The sequence below is a fragment of the Dyadobacter sp. BE31 genome, from assembly GCF_031457695.1.
GTDB lineage: Bacteria > Bacteroidota > Bacteroidia > Cytophagales > Spirosomataceae > Dyadobacter.
This window is the reverse complement of sequence record NZ_JAVDXA010000001.1, coordinates 1,211,075-1,232,255: the sequence shown is the minus strand read 5'-3', so window position 1 is coordinate 1,232,255 and position 21,181 is coordinate 1,211,075. Positions and strand designations below refer to the sequence as shown.

Here is a 21,181-nt window from a genome sequence, read left to right as displayed (position 1 = left end):
TTGAATTTGCAAACATTATTGCAAACGAATATGAAAAAATCAAGTTTCGACTGACTGAACTGAATCGCTTTCGATGGTTACCGGCTGCCAAATTCTATGATTTTGCGTGTTTTGTGGTTGCCCGATTCTACTTTCCCCGATCCGATGCAGTCGTCGTTTTGGCAAAATTCAAAGGCAGTCTGATCGTCAGAGATAAGCCCCACACCCACGCCATATTGCTTGATGGTGACATATTTGTTAATAATCGACGTGTCGCTGCGCTCAACGACTGTTAGTACATTATCAAACGATTGCTCCCCGATTTTGACGGACTTGAATCCTGGTTCATAATAACAATCCTGTTTTTCGAGGTTGTTGTAGCTGTTACCGTTCCACGTTGTACGCGAATCGATCGGAAAAGTAAGAGAGAGGAAAGGCTGGTTATCTATATTAGTCAGCAGCTTGTCGGGGTATTTATGAATGGTGTATTCTTTTACCTTTTGCCAATAATCAGCCGTTGAATTCCGGGTAGATCTCGCAATAACATATGTGACAATCCCCGCAGAGTCGGACGCAACCCGATCGACTTCATCCTTTTCCTGCCATTTAGTAACAACAGGTGCTGTCTGGCCAGCGGAATAAACTTCCTGATTGACATCGTACACAATATAGTGGCCTATCTCCAGTGGGTAATAGTCGTAGGGATCAAGCGGGTCCGTAGTGTCGTCGCAAGCAGAAAAAGCGATTGAAGCAATTGCAAGGATAGTAATGTGTTTAGCGAAAGTCCCGCAAATCGTCCGTAAAGAGTTCTTCATTAATTCGGTTAAATTTTGATGGCTATGACGAATGTTTATATTGTTCTTTCAATTTCCCTTTCAGAAAACCTATCAGCACCTGTAAACCAGTATCAAACCGGGAATTGTTGTTGATGATCATGTCCGCTTCCGCGCGCAGGGGAAGTATAAATTTGTCGTAAGTCGGGGCGACGTGATGCTCCCAACGGTAAAGGACATCATCGAGATCGTAGCCGCGCTCGTTATTATCACGAATAATCCGGCGTTTTATTTTAACGTGCTCTTTGGCATCTACAAAAATCTTCAAATCAATCAGCCTGGCAATTTCGGGAAAATAAAAAACAAAGATCCCTTCCACGATGATGATGGGCTTCGGTTCGAAATGCAATATCTCGGGCTTAATGAGCGGATTGTTGAACGTATATTCCTTTTGCTGTACGGAACGGCCGGCCCGGAGTACGGCAATGTGCTCCGCGAATAGGTGATGGTCTATCGTTTCAGGTAAGTCGAAATTTTCCACCCCGTTTTCGTCCCGAGGGATTTCATGGATCGGGCGGTAATAATTGTCTTGCGAGATTCGTGTGACTTCATCCGCACCAAACGCGTCGATGAGATTTTTCATGAAATAGGTCTTCCCCGACGCACTTCCGCCGGTGATACCTACAATGTAGGGTGCTGTTTCCTGATTCGACATCATATAGTCTGCGGCGCCCGCTAGTCTGAACGCCTGGATTAATTTATGATTTTAATTAATAATTGCCAATTTACCGGCCTGTTGCTCAGTGCCGTCGGCTGACACGACGAACACCATATATATTCCTGCCCGGGCCCGACGCCCGGTGTAATCGTTCAGGTTCCACGAGGCAAGGCCTCCTTCCGACCGTGTTTCGAACACGAGCCGGCCTGCCAGGTCGGTGATTTTGACAGTCGACTGGCCAGTAAGGCCGCTGATCCCCACATTGCCTGAATAGCCCGGCCTGATGGGGTTCGGGAAAATGGTGATACGGTCAATGTGTTCGGCTGCCGCTTTGGTATCGCTCTGGTAGGAAACCATTCCGGTGGGTGTGTCGATGAACAGCAAGCCGGTTTCGGCTTCAAACCGGAGTGCTTTGATTACATCAGACGGCAGCGGGCTGTCCGAGGATGTGAATTTCCGGATCAGCTCGGTACCATCTTCATTGAAAAGGTAAAGCCCCGACCGGGTGCCGATCCATTTCCGGTTCCCTGGTTCAACAGCCAAAGCAGTACATTCTTCATTGTTGAATAGCCTCCGCTGGCCGTACACAGGGAGGATCGCATCTACGCGGGCTGCTTCCAGAACGCCGTCGGGGATAAAATAACCCACCCCCTTTGCTCCGGCAAACCATACAAAACCGTCCTGATCAAGTGCGAGACTGTTGACCTTCGAAGCAGGCAATGTACCGGTGCCTACCGATGTTGAGAGCACTTTTTTTCGCGAGCCATCCGCATTGCTTACCATGATGCCGCCACCCAGCGTTTCGGGCAGGCGGGTCCACGACAAGCCATTGAGGTCGGTGATTGTCGAGTCGGAGCGAGGTGAAATAGTAGTGTCCCCCTGTGCAGGCGAAACCTGTTTGAACTCTGAAAATTGATTGGTAATCAAACCATTTTTCTGATCGGCGATCCACAGGGCTTTCGTGCTTTTACGAATTCCGGACCGGATATTTCCCCAAAATGGGCTGCTGAAATTCTGGGCTGCGTAAAGCGTATCAAGTGTCAGCACAGCGTTTTGAGTAGAGATGGTTAGTACCTCACCCGCGTCGAGGATTCGCAAGGCAGGAGCATTGGAAGCGTAAACCAGTTTCCAAATTCCCTTTTCATATTTTAAAATACCCTTTCCCGGAACAGCTGCATGAATAGCCCCTGCAAAGAGCGCAATGCCCGAAGCGCTGCCGGGGCTGGTCACTGATTTCCAATTACCAAAGTATTGCCTGTTTACATCCCCACGCATGGATGTGGCCTGTATGCCCTGTGAGGTGATGAGGTAAAGCGAATCTCCTGAAAATGCGAGATCGTTCACGGCTAGCTGCGTGCCATTAGGACCGATGTAGCGATAGGTTTCTTCTACTTGCCGAAGCTGGGGATCGAGAACGAGCACCCCGAAACTGGTTGCGAGGTAGGCAAGATTGTCTTTAAAAACGACGCGGCTAATAGCCTTATCGGCCGGCAAACCCTGAGTTTCGTTCAAAAGGTTCCAGGTTTCGATCTGGTCAGGCTCGGCCTGTTCATTAAGATATGCAAAATCGATGGTCCCGTTCCGGTAAGCCAACATGAGAAGCCTTGCTTCTGGCAGGTAACCCATTGTGCTGATGCCCGTATGGCTCAGGCCGTCGGCTTTGGAGAGCGTCCGCGTTTCCCCGGTTTCGGTATCGACTGAAAAAAGGCCGTTGTAGGAAGCGCAATAAATCCGCGAGCCGGCATCAACAACCTGCTTGGCAGAAAGGTAATTGAAGTGGCTTTGCCATTGGCCCAACGGCAAAGCCTGTCCGAGAATGCGCGAAGGGCCGAATGCGGCAGCCAACAAGAAAAACAGTATCTTCCCTTTGCGCATGGCTGTATGCTAGTTTTCGACCGTCACGACGGCGGAGCCGCGCCCGGTGCCCGTTCCGCATCCACTTTTCAGTGAACTGATGGTATATTCTGTGGTAGAAGCCGGTGAGACGGAAATCAGATAGGGATTAAGGAAAGTCCCGTTAATCGCCGTGCCGTCGGAAAGGGTGAATGACCACGGCGGAAGCCCGTTTTTGAATCTCAACTGAATGCGGGTAGAGCGACCTGCGGAAACTGTACCGCGCCCTGAAACTTCTGCAATAGCCTTGTCTGGCGCGATTACTTCCAGCTCTTCAATAGCGCTCGAAACAGCCGGAGAAGAAGAAACAATGCGGATCTTCTGAATTTTGCTGGTGTCTCCCGGTGCTGCCGCCGCAATTTTAACCTGCATTGCAGTGGGTGTTACAGTTGTTGGAAGCGTTACAAAACGGCCGGATTTGTCGGTCATTTGTACCGTAAATTTGTTATTCGGATTATACCGGCCTTCCGTTTTGTAAGGAATGTCAATGGTAGAACCCGCGCAGACCATATTCTGCGGCAGCTTATCGAGCGTAATGCTAGCCGGAGGAGCTTTTACAGTGACTTTGGCCGAGCCGGAGAATTTACCAACACCACATAAGCCGCCGGCGGAGCTGATCTGGTAGTTGGTATCATAAAAAGGTTTTACCTTGACCTTATGAGGGGATTCCTGAATGTTGTTTTCATAGGTTCCGTCCGAAAGCAGCACGAACCACGGGCCGCCGCCGGTGAATTTCACTGTGAGTTCGCCCGATTCGTTTTCGCCCAATCGCAATGAATCCTTTTGAAGGGTTGCCACGGTAGGGGATACGATCGAGACGTTCGTGGTCTGGCTTACCAGGTAAGGCGCCGTGGAAGTCACACGCAGGCGGTATTCGCCGGGTTTGTAGCTGTCGGGGATTTGTGTGGTAATATAGCCGGATGAATCAGGCGTTGAAATGTTTTTGAATGCGCCGTTGCGTTCGGCGATTTGAACGACAAACTTATTGCCCTCCTTATACTTGCCGGTAGCATTGAAAGGCACCTGAAATGGCACGCCGGCGCAAAGCTTGGCGATTTTCTCCATTTCTTTCAATTCCAGTTTAGGCTCCGGGTTATTATTCACATTCACAATGGCCTCACCGGACGTAGTACCGCTCCCGCAGGCATTGGAAACGCCTGTCACGCGGTAAGCTTTTACGTCTGCCGGTTTAACAGTAATGTAATGCGGGTTCGAAAGCGTTTGCAAAACTGTGGTACTGTCCGAAAGCCGGAACGACCACGGAGCAGCGCCTGTGAGGTTTACACGCAAATGCGCTTCCTGCCCGGGCATAATGCGCACGGTCTGCGTACCGTCGATCAGGTCGATCTTCGCAGCGGGCGCTTGCAGCAGCCTCAACGGCACTTCCTGGCTTTTAATAACCGGGATCGAGGAGATGATTTGAAGCCGGTACACTTCGCCGCCCACCTTATACGAAGGTATCACCGCTTTGGCAGGACTTTTCTTCACCGGAAGCGAAATAGGTACCGACTTGCCGGTAGCATCTATAATATGTACAATAAATGTATTGTCCTCGTCGAACGGTCCTTCGGTTTTGAATGGGATGGTCACATTAGTGCCCGGGCACACCGAGAGGTAGGAAATATCCTCGATGGTGATCTTGTAGGCATGCATGCTATCGGCCTTTTCCACAGGAAGCCTCGCCTCGTTCGCTGCTTCGGTGAGCGTATCTCCGGTGGCCGAAACTGCGCTCGGCATGGTGGTATCCGCCACAGCCGGGTCACCAGCCGGAACTGCGGGAACCTGCGTCTTTGTCGTATCCTTTGCAACCGGTGCCTGCCTGGCTGGTTCGGGGGCTTTTTTCTTGGGAGCAATGAGCTGTTTTCTTGGAGAAACGGTCCTGCGCTGGGCCTCTGCGTAGCCAGTCATTAGAAATAACCCAAGAAAAATGACAAAGACGAATCGGAACATGCAATTGGGATTGAGTAAATATTAATTCATGGAAACCAGCGTGCTGCCTCTGAGGACCGGAACTACGTCGTACAGGTCGGTTTGCAGGCAGTAAGAAATGTCTTTCTGAATGCCCAGGCGTTGCAAGCGCCGCACGTGCGAGGAGTTGGATACACTCGCCAGCAGGTTGTCGCGGCTTTGGAGGTATAAACGCTGCGCCATCAGGGTTCCGTCTTCGAGCAGCATAAATTGATCCTTCAATGCTTCGGCCAATGCCCCCGCAAACAGGGTATCTTCCAGATTAGGGCGGCCTTTCCAGCCTGCGCAGAGTACCAGCACGTCATAAGGCTCAGTTTTCAAATGATTAGCTAACGCACCCAGGTTCAGGAACGAGCCGATCATCACTTTCACCGCCGATGATTTTGCTTTGGAAATAGACAATGTCCCGTTCGTCGTCGTCATCGCGATCTGCGCACCGATGAGGCTTTCGTGCATGTAGCTGAAAGGCGAATTGTCCAGGTCAAAGCCTTCTACTTTGCGCGCATCGCGCTCGGCGGCGGCTATATATCCTTTGTCTTGCAAGAATTTACATTCTTCCACACTGGCAACGGGGGTAATGCTTTTTACGCCGTAAGCCAGGCCCGTCACCATACAGGAAGTAGCCCTGAAAATATCGGCCACTACTACTATTGAATTATCGAGTTTGTGTAAATGAAGTAAATCCGGGGTAAGACAAACATCAAGTTGTTTCATAAAAATGCAATCGGACTGAATAGGAGGGGATTAGTTTTTAACAAAAGGCGTTTTCACAACTTGCGCTTTCAACAACCTGTCGCGCACTTTTACGAAAATCTCGGTGCCGGCTTTGCTGAATTCGGTAGGAACGTAGCCCAATCCGATGCCCTTTTGCAAAGTAGGCGATTGTGTACCGGATGTTACTTCGCCCAGCTTGTTGCCTTCTGCATCGCACAGCTCGTAATGCCCGCGTGGAATACCGCGGTCGATCATTTCGAAGCCGATCAGTTTTCTTTTCAATCCGGCCTCTTTCTGTGCCTTCAATGTTTCGGAATTGATGAAGTCTTTGGTGAATTTGGTCACCCAGCCGAGGCCGGCTTCCAAAGGTGACGTTTCGTCGTCGATATCGTTACCGTAGAGGCAGAATGCTTTTTCCAGTCGCAGGGTATCGCGTGCGCCCAACCCAACGGGCTTGATACCGAACTCGGCACCCGCTTCGAAAATGGCATCCCACATTTTTTCAGCATCCTCATTCTTTACATATATTTCAAAACCTCCTGCGCCGGTGTAGCCCGTTGCAGAGATGATAATGTCCTTAATACCCGCCATTTCGCCGATTTTGAAGGTATAATACTCCATCGAAGCGAGATCCACGGCAGTTAGTTTCTGCAATGCAGCGGTAGCGTTAGGTCCCTGAACGGCCAGCAAGCAAAGCGAATCCGACAGGTTTTCCATCGCTACGCCTTCGGTGTTCTGGCTCTGGATCCAGTTCCAATCCTTTTCGATGTTCGAAGCATTCACCACCAGGAAATAATCGTCCTCGGCAATGCGGTATACCAGCAGGTCATCGACTACCCCTCCGGTAGCATTGGGCAAATAGCTGTATTGCACTTTTCCGTCATACAATGCCGTGGCGTCATTTGCGGATACTTTCTGGATCAAAGCGAGCGCACCAGGCCCTTTTACGCTGAATTCGCCCATGTGCGATACATCAAAAACACCCACGGCGTTTCTTACGGTGTGATGTTCATCCAGATCCGACGAGTAACGGACAGGCATTTCAAAACCTGCAAACGGGACCATTTTTGCACCTAAACGGATGTGGAGCTGATGTAAAGGGACTGTTTTCATGAACGATATTTGGTTTTACAATAATTCACAAAAGTAGGGAATGCAGGGCAAAGCGACACAAAAAACTGTTTTTTCAATGTCCGTAGAGTGCATTTTGAAGTATATTGTTAAAAAATAGGTTAAAACATTTATCCATCGGCGGCTGCCGATTTTCAGGAATATGAATAAACGACTATTGTTCTCGATCGCATTTTCAATAGCCGGAAGCGCATTTGCACAAACGGCCACTTTCAAAGGCGAGACGATCGACGATAAGGTAAATATCGGCTATGGCGTGGCGTCCGGTGATGTGGATGGCGACGGGAAGCTGGATATTCTCATGGCCGATAAGAAGGAAATTGTATGGTATAAAAATCCCGGGAAAAAAGACGGCGCATGGACGCGCTACGTGATTGCGAAAGACCTCACCGAGCAGGACAACGTCTGCATCGCCGCCCGCGACATCGATGGCGACGGGAAGGTAGAAGTAGCCGTAGGAGCAGGCTGGAACCCTTCTGAAACCAAGGATTTAAAAACCTCGGGTGCGGTATTCTACATGGTGGCCTCAGACGATCGCACCAAACCCTGGGAACCTGTGCGCCTGCATCATGAAGTGACCATTCACCGGATGCATTGGGTTAAAACCGCGGATGGACCATTTCAGCTGGCGGTGCTGCCTCTGCACGGCGAAGGAAATACCGGCGGAAACGGCGCGGGCGTGAAACTGATCGTTTTCGATGTTCCTGAAAACAAAAAGGGCATTTGGCCGTACAGTCTGGTTGAAACCAATATGCATATGACCCATAATTTCCAGCCGATGGAAATTCCCGGCAGAATGGCCGGATTGTCCATCGCGAGCAAAGAAGGTGTGCAGGTATTTCTGAATGGAGCGGATGGCTGGGCGCCATCGGGTAACTGGATGGTGCCGGAGCGCGGGGTAGGGGAGATCAGAACGGGAAGTTTGGGTAAAAAGCAATTGTTTACTGCCACTATCGAACCCATGCATGGAAATACATTAGTGGTGTATACCAAAGACAGCCGCACTGTTCTCACCGACCGTATTAAGGAAGGCCACGCATTAGCCTGCGCCGATTTCTTCGGCCAGGGCCGCGACCAGGTGGTAATGGGCTGGCGTAACCCGAACGTAACCGGCGAAACCGGCGTGCGTATTTATGTAGGAAGTGATCCGGAAGGCAAGAAATGGACTGAATACACTTTGGATGAAAGTATCAAAATCGCCTGCGAAGATCTGCTGCCGGCAGATCTGGATGGCGATGGCGATCTGGACATTATCGCCGCCGGTCGCGCGACCCACAATCTGGTCGTGTATTGGAACCAGCGGAAGAAATGAGTTTATGAGTTTAGGGTTTATGAGTCTAAGGTTTTAGAGTTTAGAGTAAAATGTAGGGACAAAAAATGTCAGTCCCCGCGAACGAAGACTGACAACAATATCGACTTAGTCTTTAAACTCTAAACTCTAAACTCATAAACTCTGAACTCCACTAGTCCCGACGTCCCATCAGCAGGCTCACGTAATAAAGCAATGTGGCCAATGAACCGATCGCAGCAACCAGGTAAGTACGAGCCGCCCATTTCAATGCATCGGCAGACATAACGTATTCCCTTTCGTTCACAATGCGGTTTTTCTGAATCCATGCCAATGCACGGTTACTCGCATCATATTCAACGGGCAATGTGATAAAGCTGAACAATGTGGTTACCGCGAACAGCGCCACACCGATAGCCAGCGGAATAATGGAGGTATTGATCAGCAACACGCCAATGAAAATGATCCATTGCATGTACTGCGACGCTACGCTCAGGAACGGTACCATTTGCGAGCGGAACTGCAGCCAGCTGTAAGCGGTAGCATGTTGCACCGCGTGCCCGCATTCGTGGGAAGCCACAGCCGCAGCAGCTACGCTACGTCCGTAATATACATCGGGACTGAGATTGACTGTCTTATCCTGTGGATTGTAATGGTCGGTCAGCCGGCCTTCCACGGACACCACTCTTACGTCGTAAATGCCGCTTTCCCGGAGCATGGTTTCCGCGATTTCCTTACCGCTCATGCCGTTGCTCAATCCCACTTGTGAATATTCCTCAAACTTGCTCTTCAAACGCCATTGTACGTAAAAGCTGACGCCCATTACGATCAAAGCAATCAAAATTCCCATAGTTATTGCTATTTATATCCTTGTTTTATCTTTTCGATCAGTGCGGTAGTCGAGTAGCCCTGTACCAAAGCAATCGTTTTTACCTCACCTCCTCTACCCAAAACAAAATCCGCGCCAGCAATGTTCTCGACCTTATAATCGTCGCCTTTGACCAAAATGTCAGGTTTTATAGCTTCGATTAACTGACTAGGCGTCGGTTCGTCGAACAAAATGACAGCATCGATGAATGATAATGCGGCCATCAGCCTTGCTCTTGCATATTCATTTACGACTGGTCTCAATGGCCCTTTCAGACGGCTTACCGAGGCGTCGGTGTTCAGGCCGAGCACCATTCTATCGCCCAATGCGCGGGCTTTTTCGAGGTAGTCGATGTGCCCGAGATGCACAATATCGAAACATCCGTTGGTGAATACAACTTTCTGTCCGGCGCGTTGCCATGCTTCAACGGTCGGGATGGCTTCTTCTAGTCTCAGGATCTTGCTTTCTGTCAAATTCATCGTAAAAGACAATATGGATTTAAGAAATGGAATAACGTAACATACTCCATTTCCATTTTTCAGGACTATTAAAGTTACAATTAGTTTGCCGCAGATACCTGCTCGGGCTCCTCGACTTTGTTTTTGTTCACGATCAGCACGTATAAAAATGCCAATGCGCCAATCACCAGCATGAACAGCATTTGTGCGCCGTGGATGAATGTCGCCAATGTGATGCCGTCGTTCTGCGAAAGTCCGTAAAGGACCATTACATTACCAACGAGCAGGTGGTAAGCACCGATACCGCCCTGGGTAGGGGCCGTCATACCGATCGCACCGACAACCAGCAATGTGAGACCGGCCAGCGGCCCGAGGTGGGAAGTTTCCGGAATGCAGAAGAAAAGCACGTAGGAAACCAGGTAGTAAAGCACCCAGATCAGAATGGTGCTGAAAATGAAAAGGCCGGGATTGCGCAGTTTGCGCACGCTCAAAAGCCCTTCCAGCATGCCTTGTGCGAAACCGACGATCTTGGCGATGATCGCATTCTGCTGCAATTTGTTACGCAACGCGGCATTTCTGAAAATAACAGTAGCTACAACGCCTACCGCCAGCAAACCGACGATCAGAATGCTCAGCAACATGCCGCTACCAGAGCCGCCGCCCTGGCTTCCGCCTATTTTACTTTGAAAAAAGTCGGTGAAGAAAGTGCTGAGCCGATCGAATTCCAGGATGAAATTCAATCCAATCATCAATACCAAAATAATTACATCGAAAATCCGCTCGGCGACTACGGTACCGAAGCTGAGGCTCACAGGAATGCGTTCGAGCCGGTAGAGGGTCCCGCAACGCGTTACTTCGCCCATGCGCGGTACGATGTAGTTGGCAAAATAGCCGGTAAGCACCGACATTGTGCTATTCACGATGCCCGGCTTATGGTCCAGCGGCTCGATGAGCATTCCCCAGCGCCAGGCACGCACCATGTGCGCGAGCAGGAGGCAAAAGCATGATACGGCGATCCACCGCCAGTCGGATTGGGCAAAACGGTCGAGCATTTCGCTCAGGTTGATATCTTTGAATACAAACCAGAGCAGACCGCCTGCCAGGACAAGCGATATCGTGTAACGCAGTATATTTTTCATGCTATGCTAAATTGCTGTATAGTGTAGGGAATGCCGGAGGTTAGCCTACCAAATGATTGTTGTGATCCGGGAAAACCACCATCGGCTTGAACGTCCTGGCCTCTTCCTGGCTCATGCTGCCGTACGCGATGATGATGATAATGTCGCCGATCTGCACCCTGCGCGCCGCTGCGCCGTTGAGGCAAATCATACCCGAACCCCTCTCGCCTTTGATAACATATGTGACAAAACGTTCGCCATTGTTATTATTCACAATGTGAACCTGTTCATTTTCTATAAGTCCCGCTGCGTCGATCAGATCCTCGTCGATCGTGATGCTGCCAACGTAGTTCAATTCCGCCTGAGTCACCTTAACCCGGTGAATCTTCGATTTCATTACTGTGATTTGCATTACCCGGTGGTATTGGTCTAATTGAAATGCATTACCCCGCAAAGTTACAGGAATAATACCCAGCCATCAAAACATAGTCGCCGGTGGGACGGTTCCCGCGCGCGTATGCAGGAGATTTATTCCCGTAAATAGCCTGAAATGCAACGATTCGTCGTATTGGAAGTAATAATTGAAATGACCCTGTTGGTGGGTTTCATGAGAACATTATTATATTTAAGCGGGATTTAATAGTATTCGATCTGTAATAAGAACTTATTCCTTTCATCTATATTAATCTACTTTATTTTTTCATTACCAAAACCGATGAGTACAGAGAACAAACCGAAAGACGTTAATCGCCGGGACTTTATCCAGAAGACCTCCGCGGCGGCCATTGGAAGTTTCTTCATAGTACCCCGCCACGTGCTGGGGAAAGGATATAAAGCCCCCAGCGACAAGCTGAATATCGCCGGTGTCGGTGTGGGTGGCAAAGGTTTTTCTGATACCAACAATGCATGGAACAAAGGCGCCGAGAATCTGGTGGCACTTTGCGACGTGGACTGGGGACAGCCGCAAGTGAAAAAGAACTTCGAACTGCATCCTGACGCGAAGAAGTACAAAGACTTCCGCAAGATGTTCGACGAAATGGACAAGAGCATCGATGCGGTAACCGTTTCGACGGCCGACCACATGCACGCGATCATCGCGATGGCAGCTATGCAGCGCGGCAAGCACGTGTACGTACAAAAACCCCTTACCCACGATATTTACGAGGCACGTATGCTCACGGAAGCTGCGCGCAAATACAAAGTCGTAACCCAAATGGGTAACCAGGGCGCTTCCAACCCTGCGCAGAACCAGATGAAGGAATGGTTTAACAAAGGCCTCATCGGTAACGTCCACGAAGCGCATGTTTGGACCAACCGTCCCGTTTGGCCGCAAGGCATTCCCGTTCCGACCGGCAAGCACGAAGTGCCTGCGGACATCGACTGGGAACTGTGGGTAGGCTGCGCTGAATGGGTGGATTACAACCCCGCATGGCACCCGTTCAAATGGAGAGGCTGGTGGAACTTCGGTACCGGTGCATTGGGTGATATGGGCTGCCACCTGATCGACCCGGCGTTCCGTACGCTCGGCCTGGGTTATCCAACGGAGGTTGAATGCTCGGTAGGCCAGGTGTTCATCAAAGACTGGACAGCCGAATACATTCCCGAAGGCTGCCCGCCGTCATCACGTGTTCAATTGAAGTTCCCTGCGAACAAAATCAATAAATCGGAAGTGACCTTGACATGGCACGACGGTGGTCTGCGTCCGTTCCACCCGGATTTGATCCCTGCGAACGATCCGCTAGGAGAGCCGGACAGCAGCAATGGCGTGCTTCTGATCGGTGAGAAAGGCGTAATGACTTGCGGAACTTACGGTATCGCACCAAAAGTGTACCTCAAAGACGGCACCAAGCTGGAATACAAACAAGGCGATTTCGGTAACAAATACACCACCATGCCTGAGTTTGGTCACCACGTGTCATGGAGCGATGCTTGCAAAGCTGGTTTCAACAGCAAAGAACACAAAGCGCTTACTTCATCGTTCGACTACGCGGGTCCATTGACAGAGACCGTGATCATGGGTAACCTCGGTATCCGCAGCTACAACCTCCGCACCGCGAAGGCCGATGGCAAAGGATTCGACTACCCGGGCCGCAAGAAACTCCTGTGGGATGGCAAGAATATGAAGGTTACCAACTTCGACGAAGCGAACCAGTTCGTACAACGCAAGTACCGCGGCGACTGGAAATTGGCGTAACACCTGGTGACGCTATAAGACGCGATAAAATGCATAAAGGCTCCGATGAGGGGCCTTTATGCATTATTGAGGTTTTTTAAGCCGGTATCAGAATATGATATTGTCGATCAGCCTTACCGGGCCCAGGAAAGCCGCTACACAGATCGCATTCGTGCCCGCCAGACCTATTTTCTCAATAGGTAGCAGGGTTTTAAGGTTAATGACTTCAAAATAGTCGAGAGTGAATTCTTTGATCTTCTCAAATTCACTTTTTGCCCAGCCGATTACCTCGCTCACATGCTTACCAGCGCGCAGGTCCTCGCCCGCGCCTGCGAGTATACGGTATATATGAGGCGCGATCGCGCGCTCGGTGGCGTTCAGGCGCGTGTTGCGCGAGGACATCGCCAGTCCGTCCGTTTCGCGAACGGTGGGGCATACCACCAGCTCGAACCCGAATGCGAGGTCATTGACTAACTGGCGCACTACCGACACCTGTTGCAGGTCTTTCTGCCCGAAATACGCACGGTGCGGCCTTACGATATTAAACAGCTTCGAAACCACAATGCCGACGCCATTGAAATGCCCCGGTCGCGAAGCACCTTCCATGACAGTTTCCAATGCACCGAAGTTCATTTTAACGACAGGCTGTTCGGGATACATTTCTTCCACCGACGGCGCAAAAACAGCGGAGCAGCCCGCATTTTCGAGCATGATACTGTCGGCTTCGAACGTTCTCGGGTATTTGGCCAGGTCCTCGGGGTTGTTGAACTGCGTCGGGTTCACAAACACGCTGCAAACGACGATATCAGTATCTTTTTTCGCGGCTTCGATCAGCGAAATATGGCCTTTGTGAAGGGCTCCCATCGTGGGCACGAGGCCTATGGTTTTTTGCTGTAAAACTTGCTGATCCAGGTATTGGCGGAGGCTTTTGACCGAAGTGAATACTTCCATGTAAAATTCGAAAACTGAGGGAGTAACCTGCGGGCTACGATTGCTTTTTCAAAATAGCACTAACCGTAAAGCAGATTATGGAAACATCAGGACAGGGAAATCCCAAACTGGGCGCAATATGACAATTAGTTTGGAATATCTTTTGAAATTGCCATTTTTTTTGTATAATTTTGCAAAACTTTTTTTCACAAACTGCTAAAAGATCTATGGAGAAACTACGAATTTTGTATGTAGCCAGTGAAATCAATCCCTTCCTCCAAACCACTGATGTTGCCGACTACGTGAGAAAACTCCCTCAGGCAATGCAGGAAAAAGGGGCAGAGATCCGGATACTCGTTCCGCGTTTCGGGTTGATCAACGAACGCAAAAACAGGCTTCATGAAGTAGTTCGACTGTCAGGAATCAATATTACCGTAGGAGATGAAGAAAAGCCGCTAATCATTAAAGTAGCTTCGATTCCCAATGCGAAGTTGCAGGTCTATTTTATAGATAACGACGATTACTTCCATCGCAAATCCGTTTTCTTCGATAAGGAAAACAACTTTTTCGACGACAACGACGAACGTGCGATCTTCTTTTGCAAGGGTGTTTTGGAAACAGTTAAGAAACTGGGATGGGCCCCGGATGTGGTGCACTGTAATGACTGGATGACGGCTCTGATTCCACTGTACCTTAAAACCACTTATCGCAACGATCCGATGTTTAAGGATACGAAAAGTGTGTTTACCGTACACAACAATGCATTTGACTACAAATTCGATGCGGATTTGCAGAGCAAGGCCAAGGCCATGGACGTGAGCGATGAGGCGCTGGCGCATTTGCATTCTGCCGATTTCGAAGGTTTTGTCAAAATCGGATGTGCTTATGCCGACGCGGTGTTGAAAGCCGAAGAGCATTGCAGCGCGAGTCTGAACGAAATTTTCAACAATGCACCGAAACGCGTGCAGCTCGACGAGCAGGATGAGAATTTCTCGGAGTCGTACTACAACCTCTACAACGATCTGGTAAGCTAACAGATAGATTTCACAGGGCAGAAAAGCCGGCGATTCTCAGAGTCGCCGGCTTTTTTGTGTTTTTCAGGAATGTTTTGTGTGTTCGAGCACTGTTCATAAATTGGATATTTTTTAGTATTTAATTAAAAATAAGCTTGCTAACGACCGCTGTTTGCCATTTATTTGCCCCGTCTAGGACATACACAAAAATTAAAATATTTTAAGAATATGTGCGGAATTGTGGCTTATGTTGGAAACAGGGAGGCATATCCTTTGATTTTAAAAGGACTGAAACGTCTGGAATATCGCGGCTATGACAGCTCGGGAATCGCGTTGCTGGAAAATGGCGAATTGAATATTTACAAGAAGAAGGGGAAGGTGACAGACCTGGAATCGGAGTTGAATGGAAAGCAGCTCCCGGCGACGATCGGCATTGGCCACACGCGCTGGGCTACCCACGGAGAGCCGAACGACGTGAATGCCCACCCGCATTACTCCAACAACCGCCGTCTGGCGATCATCCACAACGGCATTATCGAGAATTACGCTTCAATTAAGCAAAATCTGGTAGGCAAAGGCCACAAATTCCTGAGCGATACCGACACCGAAGTATTGATCCATTTCATTGAGGATGTGCAGAAAGAAACGGGTGCTACGCTCGAAGCGGCTGTAAGGCTGGCATTGAAGGAAGTGGTAGGGGCCTATGCGATCGTAGTAATGTCGATCGACCATCCTGGTCAGCTCATTGCGGCACGCAAGGGTAGCCCGCTGGTGATTGGTGTGGGTGAAAATGAATATTTCCTCGCTTCCGATGCTACGCCGATTATAGAATACACCAAAGACGTGGTGTACCTCGACGATTATGAGGTGGCAGTGATTAACGAAGGCAAGCTCAGCATTCAGCATCTGGATAGTACCAAAGAAACCACCCCATACATTCAAAAGCTCGAAATGGAGCTCGAAACCATCGAAAAAGGCGGTTACGACCATTTCATGATCAAGGAGATCTTCGAGCAGCCCCGCTCCATAGCCGACTCCATGCGCGGACGCCTCCGTGCGGACGACGCGCACCTGCAACTCGGCGGCCTGAACGACTATCTCGACAAGCTCGCGCAGGCAGACCGCGTCGTGATTGTCGGCTGCGGTACCTCATGGCACGCCGGATTAGTGGCCGAATACATGTTCGAAGAGCTGGCGCGCATTAATGTGGAGGTGGAATATGCGTCAGAATTCCGCTACCGGAATCCGGTGATTAAAGAAAACGACATTGTGATAGCCATTTCGCAATCGGGTGAAACGGCGGATACCCTGGCGGCGATCGAACTAGCGAAGTCGAAGGGGGCGACGATATTCGGTGTGTGTAACGTGGTGGGCTCGTCCATTGCCCGCGCTACACATGCAGGCGCTTACACACACGCGGGGCCGGAGATCGGTGTGGCCAGTACGAAGGCATTTACAGCCCAGGTGACTGTGCTCACGCTGATGGCCATTGCCGTAGCCAAGCGTAAAGGCACGATTTCGGAAGAAACTTACCGCCAACTGCTGATCGAGCTCGAAACGATTCCCTCGAAGGTAGACAAGGTGTTTGAGAATGCGGCCAAGATCAAAGAGATCGCATTCATATTCACTTATGCGCGCAACTTCATTTACCTGGGGCGCGGTCTGAACTTCCCTGTGGCATTGGAAGGCGCATTGAAACTCAAAGAAATTTCCTACATCCACGCCGAAGGTTACCCCGCGGCGGAGATGAAACACGGCCCGATCGCGTTGATCGACGAGGATATGCCCGTCGTTTTCCTGGCTACGAAAGACAGTTCGTACGAGAAAATCGTGTCGAACATCCAGGAAGTGAAAGCCCGCAAAGGCCGCGTGATCGCCATCGTGACAGAAGGGGATACATTAATCCCCGGCATGGTCGATTTTGTGATCGAAGTGCCGAATACTCATGAAATTCTGACGCCGCTTGTTTCCGTGATCCCGCTGCAACTGCTATCGTATTACATCGCAGTGATGCGGGGCCGGAATGTAGATCAACCAAGAAATCTTGCCAAATCCGTTACCGTCGAGTAGCGGAGGAGGGTGCCGGAGAGCGAGACTGTCACAGACGGTTTCGCTTTTTTGTTTTCAGGCAGCGATGAAAATAATGTTTCCCGGTTTTCGTTAGTTTTGCGCATGTTTGCCAACGGGACCTATTATATGTACAAATTCATTTTCGCGATTTTCCTGCCTGTGTCAGTGCTGTTTATCTCAGGTTGCAAAAAAGAAGGAGAACAAACCTATATCCCGAAACCCAAAGGCTATAACCGCATTGATCTGCCCAAGCACGGCTACCGCCAACTGACCGACGCGCATCCGTACACATTTCAGTATTCCAAATATGCGGTGGTGGAGCCGGATACGTTCAAAACGGCCGGAAAAGACTGGATTTTCATTAATTATCCCCAGTTTAAAGCCAATATCCAGATTACGTACAAGGCGCTCAACAACAATCCTGCATTGTTGAAAGCTTTCATCGATGATAGCTACAAGCTAGCCAGCAAGCACCAGATCCGGGCGTCGTCTATCCAGGAGCAGCGGGTTTTGGGCAAAACAGGTCGTACGGCAATGCTGTTTAAAATTGAAGGTGATGTGCCGAGCCCGTACCAGTTTTACACGACCGACAGTACCAGGCATTTCCTGAGAGGAGCCATTTATTTTCCAACCGCTACCAAAAATGACTCACTGGCGCCTGTAATCGATTATTTACAGGCCGATATGTTGCAACTGCTCAACACGTTGGAGTGGCGATAATATTACCTGCCTGCTGTTGCGGCGGAAATCGGAAGGACGTATCTTTGAAAGTTAACACCTCAACAACGACTTCGAAATGGCCCGCAAACAGCCCAAAAACCAACTCCTTCTTGATTACTCCGTCCGCGGTAACCGCATTGTCCTCCATTTGGGCCAGGTAGAAAGCCAGCGGATTGCGGACCATCTTTTTGAGGGCCTGGTGAATGGTGACTGGATGATCGAGCCCGCAGGTGAGGTGGCTGATATTTCCTACGCGCAGGATATCGTGCATCAGATCGGGCATAAGCTGCCGTACCCCGACGGTATCAAAATCGCGCAGCTGCATAATGTTGACCCGCTTTTCAAAGGATTCTCAGCAATCTATCACCAGAAAGGCTGGGTGTTTGTGAACGCCGCCTCGGATATCAACGAGCGCAATTACCACATTCATTTGCTCACGGTTTCGCTTGGCCTGCATACGATTTATGCCAATACGGCTTCGCTCGCGGCCCGTTCGGAGCAGCTTATTTTTGAAGCATTACTACCTTTCGAAGAAGTGGAAAGCTTTTTCAGAAATGATATTTCCAAAATCCCGGAATTCCTGGCTTCGGATATTGCCAACTTTTTCAAGGTGCCGTTCCCTATGGTGCTGAAAAGGGCATTGAATCTGAAAATCATTACCGACGACCAGTACCGCAGCTTCATGACCGTCAACCCGAGCGCCGCTGCCAAGCCACGGGAGCTGTTCTTTTCAAAAGACGGCAGCATCGATGACCTGGAAGCGCAGCTTTTTTCGGGGGAATAAGGGGGCTATTTCACATTCATATTGCTCAGATCGGGTAGAGGGCTCACAGATGTCCAGCCTCCGTCGACGATCAGGCTTTGACCTGTTATGTGCCCCGAATGCGGCGACAGCAGGAACAATGCGGCATTGGCAATGTCTTCACAAATGGCCGGCCTGCCCATTGGCGTGATCGCCGACCATGTTTTGGGATACGTCGGGTCCTCTGCTAGCGTCCGTTCGGTCAACGTGGCACCCGGCGCCACGGTATTAATGGTAATGCCATGCGGGGAAAGCTCGATCACCAGGTTTTTGGCCAGCATTTCCAACCCCGCCTTCGTCATTGCGTACGCGCCCAGGAACTGGTGCGCCTGATGCCCTACCACCGACGACATCAGCAATATCCTTCCGCCTGATTTCTGCTTCCGCATTTGCTTCGCGGCCGCCTGCGCGAGCAGGAAAGAGCCCATCAAATTCACTTCGAGTACTTTTCTCAGATTTTCGGCAGGGTATTCAAAGAAATCGCCAAATAGGGTAATCCCCGCGTTGCATACGGTCAATGTGAGCTTACCGAAGCATTTGACGGCCTCGTCGACCATCGCGTCGATCACTTCCGGATGCGAAGCGTCGCCTGCAAAAGCCACGCATTCCCCCTCCTTGTTCCGTATTTTCTTGGCAGCCTCGGCGGCGAGGGCTTTGTTGGTATCGTTCAGGATAACCCCGGCGCCCTGACAGGCCAGTTGTTTTGCTATTTCGAAGCCGATTCCCTGTCCGGCTCCGGTAACGATGGCGACGTGGTTATCAAAAAGTTGACTGCTCATTGTTATGCTATTTGAAAGGTGGTAATGTGCCGCCGGAACGCCGGTCCGACACATTACCAGCCCGTTAATGCGAATCTCTTGTTACCTTATCGCCCGAACCACCCTTGAGGAAGTCGAGGTCGGCGCCTTCGTGCGCCTGCGTCACGTGGGCTATGTGCAAGTGCACGTAACCCCGGTTGTAGCCCAGTTCGAGCGGTTTCCAATGTTGCCGGCGGCGTGCCAGCTCTTCGTCGGATACTTCCAGATGGAGCTTTCTGTTTTCCACATCCAGCTCAATATAGTCGCCATCCTGCACCAATGCGAGGTTACCGCCCACAGCGGCTTCGGGTGACACGTGCAAAACAACCGTCCCAAAACCGGTCCCACTCATCCGGCCGTCAGAAATGCGTACCATGTCGATCACGCCTTGCGCGAGCAGCTTTTTAGGTAACGACATATTGCCCACCTCCGGCATGCCCGGGTAGCCTTTCGGCCCTACATTTTTCAATACCAATATACTGTTTTCATCCACATCCAGGTCCGGATCATCGAGGCGGGCCTTGTAATCGTCAATATCCTCGAAAACGATTGCTTTGCCGCGGTGCTGCATCAACTCGGGTTTGAGGGACGCTGATGGTTTGATTACTGCGCCGTTTTCGCAAAGGTTACCACGCACTACGGCGAGGCCGGTCAGGTCCTTAATAGGCTCCTCCATCGTACCGATTACCTCCGGATTGAAGCATTCCGCACTCGCGGCGTTTTCGGCCATCGTTTTACCATTAGCGGTAATCACAGATTGGTGCAATATGCTGCTAAGCTCCTTGATCACCACCGGTAAGCCTCCCGCGTAGTAGAAATCCTCCATAAAATACCCGCCGGAAGGCTGCAAGTTGAGCAATAGCGGAATTTTTTTGCAGAGGTCATTAAAATCATCCAGGTTCAAATCCACCCCAATGCGGCCTGCGATGGCCAGCAAGTGGATCACAAAGTTGGTAGAACCGCCAATCGCTGCATTGATCATGATTGCATTCTCGAATGCCTCGCGGGTGAGGATCTGCGACAGGCGCAGGTCTTCCTTCACCATCTCCACAATGCGCCGGCCCGACAAATGCGCCAGTACCTTCCGCCGCGAATCCGCCGCCGGGATAGCCGCATTCTCGGGTAATGTAAGTCCCAGCGATTCCACCATACACGCCATCGTAGACGCTGTGCCCATTACCGCACAGTGGCCGTCGGAGCGGCACATGCAGGCTTCGGCGGTGTAGAGTTCTTCCTGCGTGAGCTCGCCCTTGCGGTGCATTTCGCTGAAACGCCACACGTCGCTGGTGGCGATGGTTTTGCCCCGGTAGCGACCGGTGAGCATAGGCCCGCCCGAAACGACGATCGTAGGGATATTCACACTCGCCGCGCCCATAACGAGCGAGGGTGTCGTTTTATCGCAGCCGCAAAGCAGTACCACACCGTCGATCGGGTTGGCGCGGATGGATTCTTCTACGTCCATACTCGCGAGGTTACGGTAGAGCATCGCCGTGGGTTTGATGAGCGTTTCGCCCAGTGACATCACGGGAAATTCGAGCGGAAAGCCACCCGCTTCCCACACGCCGCGCTTCACCGACTCGGCCAGCTCCCGGAAATGCCCGTTACAGGGCGTGAGCTCCGAAAAAGTATTACAAATGCCGATCACCGGCCGTCCTTCAAACTCATCAGAAGGGTAACCCTGGTTTTTCATCCAGGCACGGTAAATGAACCCGTCCTTACCCGATTTGCCAAACCAGCCCCTGCTGCGTAACTTGTTTTCTTCCATTAT

The 21,181-nt window shown here is 50.6% G+C and carries 19 protein-coding genes; 6 read left to right on the top strand and 13 right to left on the bottom strand.

The features are described from left to right. Window positions 1-77 precede the first annotated feature (77 nt). From J2Y43_RS05130 to gcvT, 6 genes are read right to left on the bottom strand one after another with little or no spacing between them, the layout of a single operon-like run. Window positions 78-794 carry a hypothetical protein gene (locus J2Y43_RS05130; RefSeq protein ID WP_309980952.1) on the bottom strand — a complete coding sequence of 239 codons (717 nt, stop codon included), beginning with the start codon at window positions 792-794 and terminating at the stop codon, window positions 78-80. A 22-nt stretch (window positions 795-816) separates the two neighbouring features. Further along, a complete protein-coding gene (locus J2Y43_RS05125; protein ID WP_309980953.1) occupies window positions 817-1,470 on the bottom strand; it encodes a uridine kinase in 654 nt (217 codons plus the stop codon). A 48-nt stretch (window positions 1,471-1,518) separates the two neighbouring features. Beyond that, a complete protein-coding gene (locus J2Y43_RS05120) occupies window positions 1,519-3,345 on the bottom strand; it encodes a T9SS type A sorting domain-containing protein (protein ID WP_309980954.1) in 1,827 nt (608 codons plus the stop codon). Window positions 3,346-3,354: 9 nt separating this feature from the next. Then, window positions 3,355-5,313 (bottom strand): hypothetical protein, encoded by a 1,959-nt coding sequence (locus J2Y43_RS05115; RefSeq protein ID WP_309980955.1) that lies wholly within the window; start codon window positions 5,311-5,313, stop codon window positions 3,355-3,357. 21 nt (window positions 5,314-5,334) lie between these two features. Then, a complete protein-coding gene (locus tag J2Y43_RS05110; RefSeq protein WP_223402319.1) occupies window positions 5,335-6,045 on the bottom strand; it encodes a 2-phosphosulfolactate phosphatase in 711 nt (236 codons plus the stop codon). A gap of 30 nt (window positions 6,046-6,075) precedes the next feature. Then, window positions 6,076-7,158 (bottom strand): glycine cleavage system aminomethyltransferase GcvT, encoded by a 1,083-nt coding sequence (gene gcvT, locus J2Y43_RS05105; RefSeq protein WP_309980956.1) that lies wholly within the window; start codon window positions 7,156-7,158, stop codon window positions 6,076-6,078. Between the two features lie 160 nt (window positions 7,159-7,318). Between gcvT and J2Y43_RS05100 the strand changes: the two genes are divergently transcribed. Further along, the gene (locus J2Y43_RS05100) at window positions 7,319-8,488 is read left to right on the top strand and encodes a VCBS repeat-containing protein (RefSeq protein ID WP_309980957.1); all 1,170 of its coding nucleotides are present in this window, start codon (window positions 7,319-7,321) and stop codon (window positions 8,486-8,488) included. 151 nt (window positions 8,489-8,639) lie between these two features. Here J2Y43_RS05100 and J2Y43_RS05095 read toward each other — a convergent pair whose 3' ends face one another. From J2Y43_RS05095 to panD, 4 genes are all read right to left on the bottom strand, one after another. After that, a complete protein-coding gene (locus J2Y43_RS05095; protein WP_309980958.1) occupies window positions 8,640-9,314 on the bottom strand; it encodes a zinc metallopeptidase in 675 nt (224 codons plus the stop codon). Window positions 9,315-9,322: 8 nt separating this feature from the next. Then, complete coding sequence (rfaE2, locus tag J2Y43_RS05090) at window positions 9,323-9,811, bottom strand: D-glycero-beta-D-manno-heptose 1-phosphate adenylyltransferase (RefSeq protein ID WP_309980959.1); 489 nt, start codon at window positions 9,809-9,811, stop codon at window positions 9,323-9,325. Between the two features lie 80 nt (window positions 9,812-9,891). Next, window positions 9,892-10,929 (bottom strand): lysylphosphatidylglycerol synthase transmembrane domain-containing protein, encoded by a 1,038-nt coding sequence (locus J2Y43_RS05085; RefSeq protein ID WP_309980960.1) that lies wholly within the window; start codon window positions 10,927-10,929, stop codon window positions 9,892-9,894. 40 nt (window positions 10,930-10,969) lie between these two features. Beyond that, window positions 10,970-11,320: an aspartate 1-decarboxylase gene (gene panD / locus J2Y43_RS05080; RefSeq protein ID WP_309980961.1), complete on the bottom strand. Its 351-nt coding sequence runs from the start codon at window positions 11,318-11,320 to the stop codon at window positions 10,970-10,972. Window positions 11,321-11,623: 303 nt separating this feature from the next. Here panD and J2Y43_RS05075 point away from each other — a divergent pair, with 303 nt between their 5' ends. Beyond that, window positions 11,624-13,102 (top strand): Gfo/Idh/MocA family oxidoreductase, encoded by a 1,479-nt coding sequence (locus tag J2Y43_RS05075; protein ID WP_309980962.1) that lies wholly within the window; start codon window positions 11,624-11,626, stop codon window positions 13,100-13,102. An 87-nt stretch (window positions 13,103-13,189) separates the two neighbouring features. Here the strand turns inward: J2Y43_RS05075 and panC are convergent, their stop codons facing one another. After that, the gene (gene panC, locus J2Y43_RS05070; RefSeq protein WP_309980963.1) at window positions 13,190-14,032 is read right to left on the bottom strand and encodes a pantoate--beta-alanine ligase; all 843 of its coding nucleotides are present in this window, start codon (window positions 14,030-14,032) and stop codon (window positions 13,190-13,192) included. A 206-nt stretch (window positions 14,033-14,238) separates the two neighbouring features. Between panC and J2Y43_RS05065 the strand changes: the two genes are divergently transcribed. From J2Y43_RS05065 to J2Y43_RS05050, 4 genes are all read left to right on the top strand, one after another. Further along, a complete protein-coding gene (locus tag J2Y43_RS05065; RefSeq protein WP_019941941.1) occupies window positions 14,239-15,045 on the top strand; it encodes a glycogen/starch synthase in 807 nt (268 codons plus the stop codon). A gap of 207 nt (window positions 15,046-15,252) precedes the next feature. Beyond that, a complete protein-coding gene (glmS, locus tag J2Y43_RS05060) occupies window positions 15,253-17,094 on the top strand; it encodes a glutamine--fructose-6-phosphate transaminase (isomerizing) (protein WP_309980964.1) in 1,842 nt (613 codons plus the stop codon). A 126-nt stretch (window positions 17,095-17,220) separates the two neighbouring features. After that, window positions 17,221-17,814 carry a gliding motility lipoprotein GldD gene (gene gldD / locus J2Y43_RS05055; RefSeq protein WP_309980965.1) on the top strand — a complete coding sequence of 198 codons (594 nt, stop codon included), beginning with the start codon at window positions 17,221-17,223 and terminating at the stop codon, window positions 17,812-17,814. Window positions 17,815-17,890: 76 nt separating this feature from the next. Then, a complete protein-coding gene (locus J2Y43_RS05050) occupies window positions 17,891-18,598 on the top strand; it encodes a hypothetical protein (protein WP_223402347.1) in 708 nt (235 codons plus the stop codon). 5 nt (window positions 18,599-18,603) lie between these two features. Here the strand turns inward: J2Y43_RS05050 and J2Y43_RS05045 are convergent, their stop codons facing one another. Together J2Y43_RS05045 and J2Y43_RS05040 are read right to left on the bottom strand one after the other, a co-directional pair. After that, window positions 18,604-19,395, bottom strand: a complete 792-nt coding sequence (locus J2Y43_RS05045) for an SDR family oxidoreductase (RefSeq protein ID WP_309980966.1) — start codon at window positions 19,393-19,395, stop codon at window positions 18,604-18,606. Window positions 19,396-19,459: 64 nt separating this feature from the next. Beyond that, the gene (locus J2Y43_RS05040) at window positions 19,460-21,178 is read right to left on the bottom strand and encodes an IlvD/Edd family dehydratase (protein ID WP_309980967.1); all 1,719 of its coding nucleotides are present in this window, start codon (window positions 21,176-21,178) and stop codon (window positions 19,460-19,462) included. Between the last annotated feature and the right edge of the window lie 3 nt (window positions 21,179-21,181).

Coding starts and splice junctions, on each gene's coding strand:
- J2Y43_RS05130 (WP_309980952.1), bottom strand. CDS start 794: ATGAAGAACTCTTTACGGACGATTTGCGGGACTTTCGCTAAACACATT.
- J2Y43_RS05125 (WP_309980953.1), bottom strand. CDS start 1,470: ATGATGTCGAATCAGGAAACAGCACCCTACATTGTAGGTATCACCGGC.
- J2Y43_RS05120 (WP_309980954.1), bottom strand. CDS start 3,345: ATGCGCAAAGGGAAGATACTGTTTTTCTTGTTGGCTGCCGCATTCGGC.
- J2Y43_RS05115 (WP_309980955.1), bottom strand. CDS start 5,313: ATGTTCCGATTCGTCTTTGTCATTTTTCTTGGGTTATTTCTAATGACT.
- J2Y43_RS05110 (WP_223402319.1), bottom strand. CDS start 6,045: ATGAAACAACTTGATGTTTGTCTTACCCCGGATTTACTTCATTTACAC.
- gcvT (WP_309980956.1), bottom strand. CDS start 7,158: ATGAAAACAGTCCCTTTACATCAGCTCCACATCCGTTTAGGTGCAAAA.
- J2Y43_RS05100 (WP_309980957.1), top strand. CDS start 7,319: ATGAATAAACGACTATTGTTCTCGATCGCATTTTCAATAGCCGGAAGC.
- J2Y43_RS05095 (WP_309980958.1), bottom strand. CDS start 9,314: ATGGGAATTTTGATTGCTTTGATCGTAATGGGCGTCAGCTTTTACGTA.
- rfaE2 (WP_309980959.1), bottom strand. CDS start 9,811: ATGAATTTGACAGAAAGCAAGATCCTGAGACTAGAAGAAGCCATCCCG.
- J2Y43_RS05085 (WP_309980960.1), bottom strand. CDS start 10,929: ATGAAAAATATACTGCGTTACACGATATCGCTTGTCCTGGCAGGCGGT.
- panD (WP_309980961.1), bottom strand. CDS start 11,320: ATGCAAATCACAGTAATGAAATCGAAGATTCACCGGGTTAAGGTGACT.
- J2Y43_RS05075 (WP_309980962.1), top strand. CDS start 11,624: ATGAGTACAGAGAACAAACCGAAAGACGTTAATCGCCGGGACTTTATC.
- panC (WP_309980963.1), bottom strand. CDS start 14,032: ATGGAAGTATTCACTTCGGTCAAAAGCCTCCGCCAATACCTGGATCAG.
- J2Y43_RS05065 (WP_019941941.1), top strand. CDS start 14,239: ATGGAGAAACTACGAATTTTGTATGTAGCCAGTGAAATCAATCCCTTC.
- glmS (WP_309980964.1), top strand. CDS start 15,253: ATGTGCGGAATTGTGGCTTATGTTGGAAACAGGGAGGCATATCCTTTG.
- gldD (WP_309980965.1), top strand. CDS start 17,221: ATGTACAAATTCATTTTCGCGATTTTCCTGCCTGTGTCAGTGCTGTTT.
- J2Y43_RS05050 (WP_223402347.1), top strand. CDS start 17,891: ATGGCCCGCAAACAGCCCAAAAACCAACTCCTTCTTGATTACTCCGTC.
- J2Y43_RS05045 (WP_309980966.1), bottom strand. CDS start 19,395: ATGAGCAGTCAACTTTTTGATAACCACGTCGCCATCGTTACCGGAGCC.
- J2Y43_RS05040 (WP_309980967.1), bottom strand. CDS start 21,178: ATGGAAGAAAACAAGTTACGCAGCAGGGGCTGGTTTGGCAAATCGGGT.